10 protein-coding genes and 4 pseudogenes are annotated in these 17,294 nt (G+C 75.6%); 11 read left to right on the forward strand and 3 right to left on the reverse strand.

Annotated features, from left to right (window positions below; translation table 11 throughout):
• Nucleotides 1-28 precede the first annotated feature (28 nt).
• The 8 genes from ACQ95T_RS09060 to ACQ95T_RS09095 all read left to right on the forward strand — a co-directional run bounded on the left by ACQ95T_RS09060 (nucleotide 29) and on the right by ACQ95T_RS09095 (nucleotide 10,502).
• Nucleotides 29-718: an acyltransferase gene (locus ACQ95T_RS09060; protein ID WP_425942733.1), complete on the forward strand. Its 690-nt coding sequence runs from the start codon at nucleotides 29-31 to the stop codon at nucleotides 716-718.
• Nucleotides 711-1,829 (forward strand): DegT/DnrJ/EryC1/StrS family aminotransferase, encoded by a 1,119-nt coding sequence (locus ACQ95T_RS09065; RefSeq protein WP_425942732.1) that lies wholly within the window; start codon nucleotides 711-713, stop codon nucleotides 1,827-1,829. Before ACQ95T_RS09060 ends, ACQ95T_RS09065 begins: the two co-directional genes overlap by 8 nt.
• Nucleotides 1,829-2,833 carry a Gfo/Idh/MocA family protein gene (locus ACQ95T_RS09070; RefSeq protein WP_425942731.1) on the forward strand — a complete coding sequence of 335 codons (1,005 nt, stop codon included), beginning with the start codon at nucleotides 1,829-1,831 and terminating at the stop codon, nucleotides 2,831-2,833. The genes ACQ95T_RS09065 and ACQ95T_RS09070 overlap by 1 nt, the downstream gene beginning before the upstream one ends.
• Nucleotides 2,830-4,086 carry a glycosyltransferase gene (locus ACQ95T_RS09075; protein WP_425942730.1) on the forward strand — a complete coding sequence of 419 codons (1,257 nt, stop codon included), beginning with the start codon at nucleotides 2,830-2,832 and terminating at the stop codon, nucleotides 4,084-4,086. The genes ACQ95T_RS09070 and ACQ95T_RS09075 overlap by 4 nt, the downstream gene beginning before the upstream one ends.
• Before the next feature lie 44 nt (nucleotides 4,087-4,130).
• Complete coding sequence (locus ACQ95T_RS09080) at nucleotides 4,131-4,784, forward strand: DnaJ family domain-containing protein (RefSeq protein ID WP_431473772.1); 654 nt, start codon at nucleotides 4,131-4,133, stop codon at nucleotides 4,782-4,784.
• Nucleotides 4,785-6,050: 1,266 nt separating this feature from the next.
• Entirely contained in the window at nucleotides 6,051-7,883 is a 1,833-nt protein-coding gene (locus ACQ95T_RS09085; RefSeq protein WP_431473773.1) for an ABC transporter ATP-binding protein, read from the forward strand.
• Entirely contained in the window at nucleotides 7,876-9,357 is a 1,482-nt protein-coding gene (locus tag ACQ95T_RS09090) for a glycosyltransferase (RefSeq protein WP_425942726.1), read from the forward strand. Before ACQ95T_RS09085 ends, ACQ95T_RS09090 begins: the two co-directional genes overlap by 8 nt.
• Complete coding sequence (locus ACQ95T_RS09095; protein ID WP_425942725.1) at nucleotides 9,354-10,502, forward strand: glycosyltransferase; 1,149 nt, start codon at nucleotides 9,354-9,356, stop codon at nucleotides 10,500-10,502. Before ACQ95T_RS09090 ends, ACQ95T_RS09095 begins: the two co-directional genes overlap by 4 nt.
• An 87-nt stretch (nucleotides 10,503-10,589) precedes the next feature.
• On the opposite strand, the pseudogene wecB reads toward ACQ95T_RS09095, so the two are convergent.
• Nucleotides 10,590-11,661 (reverse strand): annotated as a pseudogene (gene wecB / locus ACQ95T_RS09100) (non-hydrolyzing UDP-N-acetylglucosamine 2-epimerase).
• A gap of 34 nt (nucleotides 11,662-11,695) precedes the next feature.
• On the opposite strand from wecB, the gene ACQ95T_RS09105 reads away from it, so the two are divergent.
• Complete coding sequence (locus ACQ95T_RS09105; protein ID WP_431473774.1) at nucleotides 11,696-14,029, forward strand: glycosyltransferase; 2,334 nt, start codon at nucleotides 11,696-11,698, stop codon at nucleotides 14,027-14,029.
• A gap of 10 nt (nucleotides 14,030-14,039) precedes the next feature.
• Here the strand turns inward: ACQ95T_RS09105 and ACQ95T_RS09110 are convergent, their stop codons facing one another.
• Together ACQ95T_RS09110 and ACQ95T_RS09115 are read right to left on the reverse strand one after the other, a co-directional pair.
• On the reverse strand, nucleotides 14,040-14,273 hold the full coding sequence (locus ACQ95T_RS09110) for a hypothetical protein (RefSeq protein WP_431473940.1): 234 nt from the start codon (nucleotides 14,271-14,273) through the stop codon (nucleotides 14,040-14,042).
• Between the two features lie 35 nt (nucleotides 14,274-14,308).
• Nucleotides 14,309-15,169 (reverse strand): annotated as a pseudogene (locus ACQ95T_RS09115) (alpha/beta fold hydrolase); the annotation flags it as partial.
• On the opposite strand from ACQ95T_RS09115, the pseudogene ACQ95T_RS09120 reads away from it, so the two are divergent.
• Nucleotides 15,051-16,375, forward strand: a pseudogene (locus ACQ95T_RS09120) (nucleotide sugar dehydrogenase). The pseudogenes ACQ95T_RS09115 and ACQ95T_RS09120 sit on opposite strands and share 119 nt — an antisense overlap.
• Nucleotides 16,372-17,244 (forward strand): annotated as a pseudogene (locus tag ACQ95T_RS09125) (DUF6541 family protein); the annotation flags it as partial. The pseudogenes ACQ95T_RS09120 and ACQ95T_RS09125, both read left to right, overlap by 4 nt.
• Nucleotides 17,245-17,294: the final 50 nt, after the last annotated feature.

Below are 17,294 nucleotides of genomic sequence, written 5' to 3' on the forward strand. Positions count from 1 at the left end.
CCGAGGACGTCCAGTGGCAAGGAGAGCAGTGGGGACGCGCATCGTGGACAGCGCCGACGTCTCGCCCGAGGCGACGATCGGCGACGGCAGCTCGGTCTGGCACCTCGCGCAGGTGCGCGAGGGCGCGGTCCTGGGCCGGGGCTGCGTGATCGGTCGGGGCGCCTACGTCGGGACGGGGGTGCGCCTGGGGGACCACTGCAAGGTGCAGAACTACGCCCTCGTCTACGAGCCGGCCGAGCTGGCCGAGGGCGTCTTCGTGGGGCCGGCGGCGGTGCTGACCAACGACACCTTCCCCCGGGCCATCAACCCGGACGGTTCGCTCAAGAGCGCGGACGACTGGGAGGCGGTGGGCGTGACGATCGGGCGCGGTGCCTCGATCGGGGCCCGCGCCGTGTGCGTGGCCCCGGTGACCGTCGGGGAGTGGGCCACCGTGGCGGCCGGTGCGGTGGTGACCCGCGACGTCCCCGCGCACGCGCTCGTCGTGGGCGTCCCGGCCCGGCAGGTCGGCTGGGTGGGCACCGCCGGCCACCCCCTGCAGGAGAGCGGCACGCCCGGCCTGTGGCGCTGCCCCGCCACCGACGACACCTACCGCGAGCAGGACGGACGGCTCGTCCGCGAGGCGGCTGCCGAGCCCGACTCCGGTCCCCGGGCGGCCCCGGCCGCGCCCCCGTCCACCCCGAGCACCCCGTCCCCCACCGAGGAGAACGACGATGTCTGACCTGCCCATGATCCCTGCGGCGAAGCCGTTGATCGGTGAGGAGGAGCGGGCTGCGGTGGACCGGGTGATGCGCTCGGGGATGGTGGCACAGGGGCCGGAGGTGGCCGCGTTCGAGGCCGAGTTCGCGGACGTGCTGGTGGGTGGGCGCACCTGCGTGGCGGTGAACTCGGGGACCTCAGGGTTGCACCTGGGGCTGCTGGCGGCGGGGATCGGGGCCGGGGACGAGGTGATCGTGCCCTCGTTCACGTTCGCCGCGACGGCCAACGCGGTCGCGCTGACGGGGGCCAGGCCGGTGTTCGCCGACATCAGTGCGGACACGTTCAACCTGGACCCGGCCAGCGTCGCGGACGCGGTCAGCGAGGCGACGGCGGCGGTGATGCCGGTGCACCTGTACGGGCACCCGGCGGAGATGGACGGCCTGGCACAGGTGGCGGCCGAGCACGGGCTGCAGCTGTTCGAGGACGCCGCGCAGGCGCACGGGGCGACCTACCACGGTTCGCCGGTGGGGTCCTTCGGGGTGTTCGGGATGTTCTCGTTGTACCCGACGAAGAACATGACCTCCGGGGAGGGCGGGATGGTCTCCTGCGCGGACGAGGAGATCGCCCGGGGGGTGCGGCTGCTGCGCAACCAGGGGATGGAGAAGCAGTACGCCAACGAGGTGGTGGGGCTGAACAACCGGATGACCGACATCCACGCGGCGATCGGGCGGGTGCAGCTGACGAAGGTGGCGGGGTGGACGGCGCAGCGGCAGGCGAACGCGGCCTGGCTGGACCAGGCATTGTCGGGGGTGGTGGTGGTGCCGCCGGTGCGCGAGGGGTGCACGCACGTGTACCACCAGTACACGGTGCGCATCGCCGGTGCCACGGGGCCGGAGCGGGACCGGGTGGTGCAGGCGCTGCGGGAGGAGCACCGGGTGGGGTGCGGGGTGTACTACCCCACGCCGAACCACGAGCTGGTCTCCTTGTCGCGGTTCGCGCCGCCGTGGGAGCTGCCGGTCACGGCGCGGGCGGCGGCGGAGGTCATCTCCTTGCCGGTGCACCCGTCGTTGTCGACCGGTGACCTGGAGCGGATCGCCGCGGCGGTGCACGCTGTCGTGGGGGCGGGTTCGTGATGGCCGCCGTGCAGGAGGGTCGCACGGTCCGGATGGGGCTGATCGGGCTGGGGTCGATGGGCCGGCACCACGCGCGGGTGATCCGTGAGGTGGAGGGGATGGACCTGGTCGCGGTGGCCGACCCGCAGGGGGACAGGCACGGGGTGGCCGGGCCGCTGGAGGTGCTGGCCGACGTGGAGGCGCTGATCGCTGCGGGGATCGACGCGGCGATGGTGGCGGTGCCGACCTACCTGCACGAGGAGGTCGCGCTGGCGCTGTGCGAGGCCGGGGTGCACACGATGGTGGAGAAGCCGATCGCGGCGTCGGCGGAGTCGGGGCGGCGGGTCGCGGAGGCGTTCGAGGCGGCCGGGCTGGTGGGTGCGGTGGGCTACGTGGAGCGGTGCAACCCGGCGCTGCTGCAGATGCGGCGGCGGATCGAGGCCGGTGAGCTGGGGGAGGTGTTCCAGATCACGACCTCGCGGCAGGGGCCCTTCCCGGCGCGGATCGCCGACGTGGGGGTGGTCAAGGACCTGGCCACGCACGACATCGACCTGACCGCCTGGATCGCCCGCTCGCCCTACGCGGTGGTCTCGGGGCAGGTGACCCACCGCTCGGGGCGTGAGCACGAGGACATGGTCGTGGCCACCGGCCGGCTGGCCAACGGGGTGATCGTCTCGCACACGGTGAACTGGCTCTCGCCGATGAAGATCCGCCAGACGGTGGCCACCGGGACCAAGGGGGCGTTCATCGCCAACACCCTCTCCGGGGACCTCACGTTCGTGGCCAACGGGGACGTGCGCAGCGAGTGGGCCCGCTCGACCGCGTTCCGGGGCGTGTCCGAGGGCGACTCGGTGCGCTACGCCATCGCCCGGCGCGAGCCGCTGCGGGTGGAGCAGGAGAACTTCCGCGACGCCCTCTGGGGCCGCCCCTCCGAGGCCGTCTCGATGGCCCAGGGCGTGCACACCCTGCAGGTCGTCGAGGCCATCCTCGCCTCCGCCGCCACCGGGGAGACCGTCCACCTGTGACCCGTCGTCCGCGGGTGCTGCTGGCCTCCCGGATCTTCGTCCCCGAGGCGGCCGCCGCCACCTTCCGGCTGCGGGCGCTCGTCTCGGCCGTGGCGCAGCGGGCGGACGTGCAGGTGCTGACGACCGAGCCGCCGCCCGCACTGCGGTCCGGGGGCAGGGACGGGGAGCCCGACGACGGCGACGACCGCGACGCCACCGGCGACGGCCTTCCGCCCGGGGTGCGGGTGCGGCGCTGGCCCGCCCTGCGCGACGCGTCCGGGTACGTGCGCGGCTACCTGCCCTACCTCTCCTTCGACCTGCCGCTGGCCCTGCGGCTCCTCGCCGCCGGCCGTCCCGACGTCGTCGTGGTCGAACCGCCCCCGACGACGGGCGCGGTCGTGCGCGTCGTGCTCGCGCTCCGGGGCCTGCGCGGCGGCCGGACCCCCTACGTCTACTACGCCGCCGACGTCTGGTCGGACGCGACGGCGTCCATGGGCGCGCCGGCCCCGGTGGTGACGCTCATGCGGGCGGTGGAGAGGTTCGCGCTGCGCGGCGCCCGGGACGTCGTCGCCGTCTCCGAGGGCGTCGCCGAGCGGGTCCGTCCGCTGGCGGGACTGGAGGTCCCGGTGACCGTGGTGCCCAACGGGATCGACACCGCGGTGTTCACCCCCGAGGGTCCGGTGCACCCCGAGGCGCCGGGGACGCCATACCTGGTGTATGCCGGGACCGCCTCGGAGTGGCAGGGCGCGGAGGTCTTCGCCGAGGCGATGCCGCGCGTGCTCGCCGAGGTGCCCACCGCCCGCCTCGTGTTTCTCGGCCAGGGCTCCAGCTGGCCGCGCCTGGAGCGGCTGCGGGACGCGCTCCCCCCGGGGGCGGTCGAGCTGCGCCCGCTGGTGCCGCCGGAGGAGGCCGCCGCCTGGCAGCGCGGCGCCGCCGCGGCCCTGGTGAGCGTGCGCCCGGGAATCGGCTACGACTTCGCCTACCCGACCAAGGTCCTGGCCGCCCTGGCCTGCGGCACCACGGTCGTGCACGCCGGCCCGGGCCCGGCGGGGGAGGACCTGCGCCGACACGACCTGGGGGAGTCGGTGGACCACGACGTCGGGCAGGTGGCGGCGGCGATGGTCCGTGTGCTGCACGACGGGGACGAGCGGTCCGGCGCCGGGCGGACCGCGGAGGAGGGGGCGCGCCGGCGGGTGGCGTGGGTGCGCGAGCACCGCAGCCTCGCCGCGACGGGGCGGGCGGCCGCCGAGGTCGTGCTGCCCGCCGGGGGCTGACCCGAGGCGCGGCGGTCGGTACCGTGACGGGGAAGGAGGTCGGTATGGCGCAGCGTGGCGCGGGAGACGGAGACGGAGCACCGTGGGGGAGGGCCGGAGAGCGGCCGGGCGCCCCAAGGGCCGAGGACCAGCTGGCCGACCAGGGCGTCCGGCGGCGGCCACCCCCGGGGGACACCGCCCGCGCGGTGTCCGGCTGGGTGGACCAGCAGATCCAGCAGGCGCAGCGGCAGGGGGCCTTCGACGACCTTCCGGGGGCGGGCCGCCGGCTGCCGGACGTGGACGTGCGCACCGACCCCGACTGGTGGGTGCGCAGCCTCGTCGAGCGGGAGAAGCTCGACCTGTCCGCGGCCCTGCCGGGTGTTCTGCAGCTGCGTCGCGAGAAGGCCACCTTTCCGGAGTCGTTGCTGGGGCTGCCCGACGAGACGGCGGTCCGGGCCCGGCTCGAGGACTTCAACGAGCGGGTCCTGGCCGACCGTCGCCGCCCGCACGTGGGGCCGCACCCGCCGCCCGTCGTGGGTCGGGTCGACGTCGAGGCGGTGGTCGGGCGCTGGCGCGAGCTGGTCGCGCAGCAGGCGTCCACGGCTCCCACGGCTCCCACGGTCCCGAGTGCTTCGACGACCTCCTCGTACCCGGTGCCGGAGCCGCCGGACGATCTCAGCCGGGCCCGTCGTCGCTGGTGGCGCCGAGCACGTCGCTGAGCACCCTGCGCCGCCCGGCGCCCGTCGTGGTGCCGCCGCGCCCAGGCCGGGCCCCGACCGGCCAGGTCCTGCGCGTGCGCACGGTCCCGGAGCAGCTCGCGCAGGACCTGGGCCAGGGTCCCCGCGTCGGCCTCGAGCACGGGCACCTCGGCTCCTGTCCCGTCCTCGTCCCGCAGCCGCTCGCGCACCGCGGCGGCGAGGTGGGCCACGACCACCCGTCCCGCGGCGAGCGCCTCGGCCGCCAGCACGCCCGGGTTGCCCAGCACGACCTGGTCGACGACCACGTCGGCGTCCGCGAGCAGGGCCGCCATCCGCGCGTGCGGCACGCCGCTGAGCCGGCGGTAGTCCACCAGGCCCTCGTCCTGCAGGTGGCCGAGCACCTCCTCGATCACGGCGGTGCCCTTCAGCAGGGGGTTGGACGGGGCGTGCAGCACGACCGGGCGGTCGCGCTCCAGCGGCCGCACCCCCGCCTCCGCGGCCGCCGCCACGAGGCGGTCGACGTCGACGACGACGGGCAGCAGCCGGGCCCCCGGTGCCGCGTCGAGCAGGTCGGGCGTGGACACCAGGACCGGCAGCCCGCTGCGGGCGACCAGGTCGCGGGTGCGCTCGACACCGCGCTGGAGGCGCTCCCACCGTTCGTCCCACGGCCCGCGGAACGGGGAGGAGGGGTAGGCCGCCGCGTGCGCGTGCAGGTCGCGCAGCTCCGAGCCGTGGAGGAGCAGCGCGGTCCAGATCCCGGCGGCCTGCAGGTCGGGCAGGTCGTCCAGGACGGTGCCGTCGAAGACGTTCCCCAGCACCGGGCGTCCGCTCTCGGCGAGGACGCCCGTCGCCCCGGGGACGCCCCGGCCCAGCACGCGCGCCCGGTGGGCCTCCAGACCGCGCAGCTGGACCTGGCGGGAGAGGTGCACGTCGGTCGCGTACCCGAAGGCGCCCGCCCCGGCGGCGATCCGCTCGACGGAGAGGCTGAGGGCCTGGGCGCCGGCGTGCTGCCGGGCGGCGCGGGCCCAGGCCTCGGCCTGCCCCGCCGTGTTGAGGGGTCCAAGGAGCCACCGGTGATGTGGCCCCGCGGAGGAGAACCAGGGCTGCCGACGCACCTGGGCCTGCGCCCGGGCGCGGAGCAGCGTCTCGGGCAGCGAGCGCACCGGGTCGGGCAGGCCCCGGTAGGCCTGGTAGACCACCTTGCGGACACCCGTGAGCGGAGGCATGGCTCCCAACCTAGGTCAACTACGCTGGGGCGACCTGCCACCGGACCGGGAAGGAGCCACCGTGCTTGCCCTGTGGCGCACCGTGCGCGACCTGCTCCTCGTCCTGCCGGCCGGGACCCGTCGGTTCATCATCACCTTCGCCGCCCTGCAGTCGCTGCTGGCGACCCTGGACGTGGCCGCGATCGGCCTGCTGGCCCTGGTGCTGGCCCCCATGCTCACCGGTGCGACGCTGACCGTCCCGGTGATCGGGCTGGAGATCTCCACCCCCGAGCAGTTCCGGACCATCCTCATCATGGTCGGCTCACTCATCATCGCCAAGTCGGTCCTCGCGGTCGCCCTGCAGTGGTGGGCCACCCGGCGGTTCGCCCGGTTCGAGCAGGACCTCGGGGCCCGGCTGCTGGAGTCGACCTTCGCCGCACCGTGGACCGAGCGGCTGCAGCGCAACTCCACCGACCTGGTGCGTTCCACCGACGTCGGCGTCGCCTCGACGATATCGGGGGTGCTCATCCCGTTCTGCCAGCTCTCGGGCGAGCTGTTCACCTTCCTGGCCGTGCTCGTCGTCCTCGTGGCGTTCGAGCCGCTGCTGGCCGGGGCCACGATCGTCTACTTCTTCGTGGTCGGCTACCTGCTCTACACGGTGGTGCTGCGCAGGGCCGTGCAGGCCGGGCAGGACAACCGCAACGCCTCGACCCGGGCCGTGCGCCTGGTCAGCGAGATGGTCCACTCGCTCAAGGAGATCACCCTGCGGGACAAGCAGGACGAGGTCGCCCAGGTGGTGCTCGAGGTGCGGACCAAGGCCTCCTCGGCCCGCGCGGACCAGGTCTTCCTCGGGGCGATCCCCCGCTACGTCCTGGAGGCTGCCCTCATCGGGGGACTGGGCATCGGGGCGGCGATCGGCTACCTGCAGGGCGGGGCCTCCGGGGCGCTCGCCGCGATCGCCCTCTTCGGCGTCGCCGGCTTCCGGATCGTGCCCAGCCTCACCCGCTTCCAGACGATCATGGCCCAGACCGGGGCCAACATCCCGTTCGCCCGACAGGTGCTCACCGAGATCGAGCGGGGGTCCCGGCACGTCCAGGAGCGGCGCACGGTGGGGACCCGGCCGGTCCCCGAGGACGCCCGCAGCCTGGTCCTGGAGGGGGTGACCTTCTCCTACCCCGGCGCGGACGTCCCGGCGGTCAGGAACATCTCCCTGGAGCTGCCGTTCGGCCGCACCCTGGCCCTGGTGGGCGCCTCCGGGTCGGGCAAGTCGACCCTGGTCGACATCCTGCTGGGCCTGATGCCGCCGGATGAGGGCGAGATCCGGGTCGGGACGCTCCCGCTGGGGGAGGTGCTGCACGACTGGCGCCGGCGGGTGGGCTACGTGCCCCAGGACGTGGCGCTCTTCGACGCCTCCGTGGCCCGCAACGTGGCGCTGAGCTGGCGGGACGAGGAGATCGACGACGAGCGGGTGCGCCGGGCCCTGGCCCGGGCCCAGCTGCTGGACGTCATCGAGTCGCGTCCCGGCGGCATCCACGGTCCTGTGGGGGAGCGCGGGCTGGCGCTGTCCGGCGGTCAGCGTCAGCGCCTGGGCGTGGCCCGGGCGCTGTACACCGACCCGCTCGTGCTCGTCATGGACGAGGCCACCTCGGCGCTGGACACCAGCACCGAGGCCGCGGTGACCACGGCCATCCGCGACCTGGCCGGCGAGGTCAGCGTCGTGGTCGTGGCCCACCGCCTGGCCACGATCCAGCACAGCGACCAGGTGTGCTTCCTGCGCGACGGCGAGCTCGTGGCGAGGGGGACCTTCGACGAGGTGGTGGCGGCCGAGCCCGACTTCGCCGTGCAGGCCGCCCTCGCCGGCCTGGGCGACCCGGCCGCCCGGCAGGCGCTGCTCGAGGGGCGGGCGGATGGCTGAACGGCCGGGCCCCTCGACGTCCCGGCTGCCGCTGGTCGACGGGCGTCCGGCCAGGGTGGTCAGCCTGGTCTACAACGACGCCAGCACCGACTCCCGCGTGCAGAAGACCGCGGCCACCCTGCGGGCCGCCGGTGCCGAGGCCGTCGTCGTGGCCATCTCGCGGGAGGTCGTGGGCCACCTGCCGGGACGGGGCACCGTCGGGGACGGCGTGCCGGTCCACCGCGTCCACGACCTGGACCTGACCCGGCTGCTGCCGCGCACCACGCGGGCGTGGCGCCGGCTGCGGGGCCGCAACCCCGACGGAAGCCCCCGGTCCGCAGCCGCGCCGCCACCCTCCGTCGCCGCCGTGCAGCCTGCCGCGGCCGTGGGACCCTCCACCCCCGGCGAGGCACCGCCGCCACCCCCGGTCCCCGACCCCCCACCCGCAGTCTCCCCACCCCTCGACCCCGCCACCGCAACGTCGTCCTCGCCCGTGCGGGCCGTCGCCGGCGACCTGTGGATGCGCTTCTACCAGACCGTCCGGCTCGGGCACTGGTGGTACGGCGTCGTGCGGGCCAGCCGGGAGCTGCGTCCCGACGTCGTCCACGCCAACGACGCGAACACGCTCGTCCCGGCCCTGCTCACGACGGTGGGCACCCCGGGGCTGGTCGTCTACGACTCCCACGAGCTGTGGCGCCGCCGCAACACCCGGCAGGACCGCTGGCTGGCCCCTGCGGTCGACGCCGTGGTCGAGACCGTGGGTGCCCGCCTCGCCGCCGGTGTCATCACCGTCTCGCCCTCGATCGCCGCGTGGCTGCAGCGGCACTACCGGCTGGCCGACACCCCCACCCTGGTGCGCAACGTCCCCACCGCCCGGCCCACCCCCTCGCCGGAGGAGGGGCGGCTGCGCGAGCTGGCCGGGCTGGGGCCGGCGGACCGCGTGGTCTCCTACACCGGCAGCATCACGACCGGCCGCGGCCTGGAGGAGACCGTCGAGGCCCTCGCCCTGCTCGAGGAGGACGTCCACCTCGTGCTGCTGGGCTACGGGGCGCCGCAGTACGTCACCCGCCTGCTGCGGCAGGCTCGCGCCGCTGGTGTCGCCCACCGGATGCACCTGGTCGGCTCGGTGCCCTCGGCGCAGGTGCCGCAGACGCTCGCCGACGCCGACGTCGCGGTCGTCTACGTCCGTCCGATCTGCCTGAGCTACCTCTACTCCCTGCCCAACAAGCTGTTCGAGTCGATCCACGCGGGGCTGCCCATCGTCGCCGCCGACCTGCCGGACACCGCCGAGGTCGTGCGGCGCCACGGCGTCGGCGAGGTCTTCGACGCCCGCACCCCGGCCGACCTCGCCGCCGCGATCCGCGCGGTGCTGGCCGACCCCGGCCACTACCGCCGCGCGGCGGTCACGGCAGCCCGCGAGCTCACCTGGGAGCACGAGGCCGAGCGGATGATCGCCCTCTACGCCCGCGTGCTGAGCGCCCGGTCCGGCGGATGAGACCCGACCCGCGGCCGCGCCTGCTCGTGCTGGCGTTCAGCCCGCTGCGCTCCGACGCCCGGGTGCTGCGCCAGGTGCGGCTCTTCTCGGAGCGCTACGCCGTCACCACCCTCGGTCACGGCGAGGCTCCGGACGGGGTGGTGGAGCACCTGCGCCTGCCCGACGACGTGGTCGCCTGGCACAAGGACCGCCGGCTGCTGGCGGCGCGGCGGTACGAGACCGCCTACCGCACCGCTCCCGTCGTGCGGGCGGCCGAGGAGCTCCTCGCCGGCCGGCGCGGGCGGTTCGAGGTCGTCCTCGCCAACGACGCCGACACGCTGCCGCTGGCGCTCGACCTGGCCCCGGCGGGCGGGGTGCACCTGGACCTGCACGAGTACGCCTCCCGGCAGAGCGAGGAGTCCTGGCGCTGGCGGTTGTTCGTGGCGCCCTACTACCGGTGGCTCCTGCGCACCTACGGCCACGAGGCCGACTCGGTCAGCACGGTAGGCCGGTGGCTGGCCCGGGAGTACCGCCGCGAGTTCGGGCTCGTCGCCGGTGTCGTCCCCAACGCCGCCCCGTGGGCCGACCGGGCACCCACGCCCGTCGGCTCGCCCCTGCGGCTGGTCCACTCGGGCCTGGCCCGGCGCGGGCGGAGCCTGCACGTCATGCTCGACGCCGTGCGCGCCACCCGCCGGGAGGTCAGCCTTGACCTCTACCTGATGCCCAACGACCCGGCCTACCTGGCCGAGCTGCGCGAGGCGGCCCGCGACCTGCCGCAGGTCCGCTTCCACGACCCGGTGCCGCCGGACGCGCTGGGGGAGGCCCTCGCCGGCGCCGACCTGGGGGTCTTCGTCCTGCCGCCGGTCAACTTCAACTACCGGTTCACCCTGCCGAACAAGTTCTTCGACTTCGTCCAGGCCCGGCTCGGGATCGTCGTGGGACCCAGCCCGGAGATGGCCGACCTGGTCCGTTCCCACCACCTGGGGGTGGTGCTGGAGGACTTCGAGGGGTCGTCGCTGGCGCGGGCGCTGGACGCCCTCACCGACGAGCAGGTCGGTGCGTTCAAGGCCGCGGCGCACGCCGCCGCACGGGAGCTCTCCGCCGAGGAGCAGGTGCGCGGATGGATCCGCGCGGTCGACACGCTCGCGGCGCGGGTCAACGGCTGAGGCCCGCACGGCAGGGACCGCGACGGCAGAGTTCCCGACCGCGGAGTCCCCGACGGCAGAGACCCCGGGGGTATGCCGTCGGCCGGCTCAGCGGCTCCCGGTCCCCGTGAGCGCGTCCAGGACGGCCGCGGCGGCCCGACCGTCGCCGTAGGGGGTGGCGTCGGTGGGGGCCGGCGCCGGCCGGGAGGCGGCCGCGGCCACGGCGGGGCCGGGCTCGACCAGGACGTTCCAGCTCAGCTGGACGGTCTCGACCCACTCGGTCTCGGTGCGCACGGTCGTGCAGGGAGTGAGTGCGCAGCACGAAGGCCTCCTTCTGCAGGCCGCCGGAGTCGGTGACCACCCCGCGGGCCTGGTCGACGGCGCCCACGAGCGCGGGGTAGGGCAGCGGGTCGTGCACGGTGAGCGACCCCCCGGACAGATCCAGGCCCTGTTCGGCGGCGCGAGCCCGCAGCCGCGGGTGGGCCAGCAGCACGACCGGGTGGTCGACCTGCTGCAGCGCCTGCACGACCGCGGCCAGACGCGCCGGGTCGTCGGTGTTCTCGGCCCGGTGGACCGTGGCCACCGAGAAGCCCCCGGGCTCCACGCCGAGGCGCTCCAGGACCGCGTCGGTGTCGGTCAGCTCGGCGCGCACGCGGTGGAGCACGTCGACCATCACGTCGCCGACCAGCACCGACCGCCCGGCCAGGCCCTCGGTCGCCAGGTGGTCCATGGCCACCTGCGTCGGAGCCAGGCACAGGTCGGCGGCATGGTCGGTCAGCACCCTGTTGTGCTCCTCGGGCATACGCCGGTTGAAGCTGCGCAGCCCGGCCTCCAGGTGGGCCACCGGCACGTGCAGCTTCACCGCCGACAGGGCTCCGGCCAGGGTGGAGTTGGTGTCGCCGTAGACCAGCACCCGGTCGGGGCGGTGCTCGGCCAGCACGCCGTCCATCGCCGCCAGGATCGCCCCGGTCTGGACCCCGTGCGTGCCCGACCCCACCCCCAGGTGCACGTCCGGGTCGGGGATCCCCAGGTCGGTGAAGAAGACGTCGGAGAGCATGGGGTCGTAGTGCTGCCCGGTGTGCACGATGACGTGCTCGACCCCGCGGGTCCCGCACTCCGCCGCCACCGGGGCGAGCTTGACGAACTGCGGACGGGCACCCACCACGGAGAGGATCTTCACGGGGTCAGCCTAGGTGCCCGGGTAGGTTGGGGCCGTGCGCGTGCTCGTGGTGACGACCTGGTTCCCCACCCCCTCGTCGCCCGGCACCGGCGTTTTCGTCGCCCGGGACGTCGCTGCGCTGGCCGCCCGCCACGACGTCCGCGTCCGCGTGCTCCACCTCGTGGCGCCCCGTCTCGCCCCGCCGTCCCTCGCCCCGCCGTCCCTCGCCCCACCGTCCCTCACCCCGCCGTCCCTCACCCCGCCGTCCGACGTCCTGCCGGACGTGCCGGTCGAACGCCTGGTCATGGACCCGCGCCGCCCGGACCACGTGCTGCGCGCAGCCCGGCGGGTGCGACGGGCCGCCGCCTCCGCCGACCTGGTGCACACGATGGCGGTGTCCGCGCTCCTGCCGATGACCGGCTGGCGCCCCGCGGTGCCGTGGGTGCACACCGAGCACTGGTCGGGCCTGGCCGCTCCGGAGACGCTGGGCCCCGCCCTGCGGGGAGCCCGTCGGGTCGTGGGCCGCCTGCTCGCCCGCCCCGACGTCGTGGCGGTCGTGGGGGAGGAGCTGGCCGCGCAGGTCCGCCGGCTGCGGACCGGCCCGGTCGCGGTCGTGCCCAACATCGTGACAGGGCCCCCGACCCTCGTGCCGCGCCGGCTGCCCGCCCAGGACCTGGTCGACCGCGACCGGTTCGAGCTGGTGGCCGTCGGCGGCCTCATCGACCGCAAGGACCCGCTCACCGCCGTCGCCACCGTGGGCGAGCTGCGGCGCCGGGGCGTGGACGCCCGGCTCACCTGGGTCGGCGAGGGCCCGTTGCGGGCGGCGGTCGAGGAGGCTGCCCGCGCGGCAGCGGTGCCGCTGGTGCTTCCCGGCGCGGTCCCGCCCGGGCAGGTGCAGGCGACCGTCGCCGCCGCCGACCTCTTCCTGCTGCCCACGAGGGCCGAGACGTTCTGCGTCGCGGCCGCCGAGGCGCTGGCCGCGGGGCGGCCGGTCGTCGTCGGCGACAGCGGCGGGCCGAGGGCCTTCGTGCGACCGCCGGCGGGGGCGCTGGTCGAGCCAGGTGCGCCCCCGACCGTCTGGGCCGACGCCGTCGAGCGGGTATGGGGTGCCTGCGCCACCACGCCGGCCGAGGAGATCGCCGACCTCGTGGTCCGGAGCTACGGTGCCGACCGCCACGTCGACGGCGTCGACGAGGTCTACGCCACGGCGGCCGACGCCCGACGGGGGCACGGTGACCACGGCCCGGCCCCGCAGGACGACGGACCTCTGGTCGACCTCGTCGTGGCGACCCACTCACCGGCCCGGCAGACGGGTCGGGCGGTCGCCTCCGCCCTCGCCGACGAGGTCGACGACGCCCTCGCCGACGACGTCGGCGACGTCGGCGACGGTGGCGGCGGGGTGCGCGTGAGCGTGGTGTGCCACGAGGTCGACGTCGCCGACGTCCGCGCCACCCTGCCCGCCGGGGTCCGCGACGACCCCCGGGTGCGCCTGCTCGAGCTGCGCGACGGCATACCCAGCCCCAGCGGCCCGTTCAACGCCGGGCTGGACGCCGCCACCGCCCCGTGGGTCGCGATCCTGGGTTCGGACGACACGCTGGCGCCGGGGGCGGTGCGCGGATGGCTCTCGGCGGCCGCGGGGCTGGACCCCGAGGACCCGGTCGTCGTCGTGGCACCGCTGGAGCTGTCCGGCCGGGTCGTGCCCACCCCGCCGGTCCGACCGGGCCGGCGGGACCGGCTGGACCTGGTCCGGGACCGGCTGAGCTACCGCTCCGCCCCGCTGGGGCTGATCTCCCGCGGAGCCCTGCGGCTGCCCGGCGCACGCCTGCTCGAGGGGGCGCAGGTCGGGGGCGACGTGCCGATGGTCACCGCGCTGTGGTCGCAGGCGCGGGTCGTCCTCGCGGCGGGGGCCCCGCCCTACCGCGTCCACGAGGACGCGGCGGACCGGGTCACCTACGACCCGCGGCCCGTGCGCGAGCAGCTGCGCAGCGTGGACGTCCTGTGGGACCTGCCGTGGGTGCGGGACCTGCCGCCCCGGGCCCGGCGCGCCGTCGGCACGAAGGTGCTGCGGATCCACGTCTTCGGTGCCCTGCCCACGCGGCCCGACCCGGCCTGGTGGTCACCGGACGAGCGGGTCGAGCTGGCCCGCGCCGCCCGACGCGTGCTGCAGGAGGCGCCCGGGTGCGCCGACCCGCTGAGCCTGGCCGACCACGACCTGCTCGGGGCCGTGCTGGACCCCGCCGTGCCCGCGGAGCGGCTGCTCGCCCTGGCCGAGGCCCGGCGGCGGCACGGCCGGCCGCGCACCCTGCTGCCGTCGTCGTGGCGCCACGCGCTCCACCGGGAGGCGCCGCTGCGGTTCATGGCCGCCTCGCTCGTGGCCCGCCGCCGCTGAGGGATCCGCGTCAGGCCGGGACGTGCTCGGCCAGCCACCGCACCAGGTCCTCCACGACCTCGTCCCGGTTGGTCTCGTTGAGCACCTCGTGCCGGGCGCCGGGCCACACCCGCGTCGTGACGTCGCGCACCCCGCCCCGTCGCAGCAGGTCGGCGACCTCGGCCACCGCCGCCGCCCCGCCGACCGGGTCGACCTCGCCGGAGACGACGTGGACCGGCAGGTCGGCCGGGACCCGTGCCGCCACCGACGGCTCGTTGACCCAGAGCAGCCGGTGAGCAGGTCCCGGTAGAACCCGGCGGTGCCGTGTCCGCCGGAGAGAGCGTCGGCGACGTAGGCGTCCACCTGCGCCTCGTCGCGCGACAGCCAGTCGAAGTCGGTGCGGGTCGGCCGGAACGGCCGGTTGTTCGGGCCGAGGACGAGCGACTCCATCATCCGGCTGCGCGCCCGCGGGCCGCGCAGCCGCACCTCCAGCCCCGCCAGGGCCAGGCCGACCCGGCCCAGCGGGCCCGGGTGGCCCGCGGTGCCGGAGAGGACCAGCCCGGCGAGCCGGTCGCCGTACCGGGCCGCGTAGGCGCGCGCCAGGAAGGAGCCCATCGAGTGGCCGAGCAGCACGACCGGCGTGCCCGGGTGCTCGGCCCGCACGTGGTCGGTGAGGGCGAGCAGGTCGTCGACGACGGCCGCGAACCCGCCCTCGTCGCCCAGGTGGGTCAGGGACCCCGGGCCGTCGCCGGACAGGCCGTGCCCGCGGTGGTCGGCGCCGTACACGGCATACCCCTCCGCCGCCAGGCGCCGCCCGAGGTGGTCGTAGCGTCCCACGTGCTCGACCATCCCGTGGGCCAGCTGCACCACCGCCCGCGGCCGCCCCTGCGGCAACCAGCACCGCACCTGGAGCGCGGTGCCGTCGCCGGTGGTGAGGGGAAAGGTGGTCGGGACGCTCTGCTCGGTCACGTCGTCAGGGTATGCCGAGCCCGCCCCCGTATCCTGGGCGGGCACGCAGACCCCTCCAGGACGGACGCCACCCATGAAGATCGCTGTTGTCGCCCTCGGCAAGATCGGCCTGCCGCTGGCGGTGCAGTTCGCCGACGCCGACCCCTCGCACGAGGTGGTGGGCGTGGACGTGGACCAGCGGGTGGTGGACATGGTCAACCAGGGCACCGAGCCGTTCCCGGGGGAGGACCACCTGGCCGAGAAGCTGGCGCAGCTGGTCGCGGCGGGGCGGTTGCGCGCCACGACCGACTACGCCGACGCGATCCCCGGCGCCGACGCCGTCGTCCTGGTCGTGCCGCTGTTCGTGGACGAGGCCACCGGCGCGCCGGACTTCGGCTGGATGGACGGTGCCACCGCCTCCCTGGCCCAGCACCTGACCCCCGGGACGCTGGTGTCCTACGAGACCACCCTGCCGGTGGGCACCACCCGCACCCGGTGGAAGCCGATGATCGAGCAGATCTCGGGCCTGAGGGAGGGTGCCGAGGACGGGAGCGGATTCCACCTCGTGTTCTCCCCCGAGCGGGTGCTGACCGGGCGGGTCTTCGCCGACCTGCGCCGCTACCCCAAGCTCGTCGGCGGACTCACCGAGGCCGGCACCGCCGCCGCGGCCGACTTCTACGAGTCCGTGCTCTCCTTCGACGAGCGGGACGACCTGCCCCGCCCCAACGGGGTCTGGGACATGGGCAGCGCCGAGGCCGCCGAGATGGCCAAGCTGGCCGAGACCACCTACCGCGACGTCAACATCGGCCTGGCCAACCAGTTCGCCCGCTTCGCCGACACCGCCGGCATCGACGTGCACAAGGTCATCGAGGCCTGCAACTCCCAGCCCTACTCCCACATCCACCAGCCCGGCATCGCCGTCGGCGGACACTGCATCCCGGTCTACCCCCGGCTCTACCTGTCCACCGACCCCGACGCCACCGTCGTCTCCACCGCCCGCGCCGCCAACGCCGCCATGCCCGAGTACGCCGTCGCCCGCGCCGAGCAGCTCCTCGGGTCCCTGGAGGGCCTGCGGGTCGTCGTGCTCGGCGCCGCCTACCGCGGCAGGGTCAAGGAGACCGCCTTCTCCGGCGTCTTCGCCACCGTGGACGCGCTGCGCGCCCGCGGGGCCAAGGTGCTCGTGCACGACCCGATGTACACCGACGACGAGCTCACCGGCTACGGATGGGACCCCTACCACCTCAGCGAGGACGTCGACGTCGCGATCGTCCAGGCCGACCACCCCGAGTACGCCACCCTCTCGCCAGAGGACCTGCCCGGCCTGCGCCTGCTCCTGGACGCCGCCGCGTCACCGACCCCGCCCGCTTTCCCGGCATCCCCCGCCTCACCATCGGCGGGGGTGAACCGGCCACCCCATGAGCTGGTCGGAGGCCGCGCCCGGCATCCTCGGGCTCGCCCTGCTGTGGGTGCTGCCGGGGTATGCCGTGCTCCGCCTCCTCGGGGCCCGCGGGCTGATCGCGCTGGGGGCCGGGGCGGCGGTCACGACCGGGGTCTCCGGCACGCTGGCCGTCGCCTACGCCCTCGTCGGCGTGCCGTGGTCGCTGACCACGATGCTCCTGGGCCTGGCGGCCGCCGTGCTGCTCGCGGGCGTGCTCGGCCGCGCGCTGGGCACCACGACCGACCCCGTCGGGGTGACGGTGGCGGGGGAGCGGCGCCTGCGCACCGTCGACCGGGCCTGGCTCGGGCTGACCTGGGCGCTGGGCGGGGGCGTCCTGGCGGCGGCGATGATGCGGGGGATGGGCCGGGCCGACCAGCCGCCGCAGGCCTGGGACGCCGTCTTCCACCTCAACGCGCTGTGGTTCGTCCGGGACACCGGCAACGCCAGCTCGCTGGGCGGGCTGTCCCCCATGTACGCCGGCAACGCCGCCCCGTTCTACCCGGCCACCTGGCACGGCCTGGTGGCCGTCGCGCCCGGCTTCGACCGGGTCACCGAGGCCGCCAACAGCTCCTCCCTCGTCCTCGGGTCGGTGATCTGGGTGGCAGGCCTCGTGGCCCTGGCCCGGGTCGTCTTCCCCGCCCGCGCCCTGCCGGCGGTGCTCGTGCCGGTGCTCGCCGCCTCCTGGGTCGCCTTCCCCGACATCGCGGTCTCCATGCTCGCCGTCTGGCCGTTCGCCCTGTCGGTGGCCTGCCTGCCCGGGACGCTGGCCCTGCTCATCGCCACGCTCCGCGGCGTCCTGTCCTGGCAGATGCACCTCGCGCTGGCGGTCGGGCTGGGCTGGGCGGTGGTCGGCGTCGTCCTGGCGCACCCCTCGGGCATCTTCTCCCTGCTGCTGCTGGG

Origin of the sequence: Ornithinimicrobium carbonis (assembly GCF_050703245.1) — a bacterium.
GTDB lineage: Bacteria > Actinomycetota > Actinomycetes > Actinomycetales > Dermatophilaceae > Ornithinicoccus.

Bases quoted from the DNA above. Each gene is read 5' to 3' on its own strand.
- ACQ95T_RS09095 (WP_425942725.1), top strand. From the start codon at position 9,354: ATGAGACCCGACCCGCGGCCGCGCCTGCTCGTGCTGGCGTTCAGCCCG.
- ACQ95T_RS09070 (WP_425942731.1), top strand. From the start codon at position 1,829: ATGGCCGCCGTGCAGGAGGGTCGCACGGTCCGGATGGGGCTGATCGGG.
- ACQ95T_RS09090 (WP_425942726.1), top strand. From the start codon at position 7,876: ATGGCTGAACGGCCGGGCCCCTCGACGTCCCGGCTGCCGCTGGTCGAC.
- ACQ95T_RS09080 (WP_431473772.1), top strand. From the start codon at position 4,131: ATGGCGCAGCGTGGCGCGGGAGACGGAGACGGAGCACCGTGGGGGAGG.
- ACQ95T_RS09065 (WP_425942732.1), top strand. From the start codon at position 711: ATGTCTGACCTGCCCATGATCCCTGCGGCGAAGCCGTTGATCGGTGAG.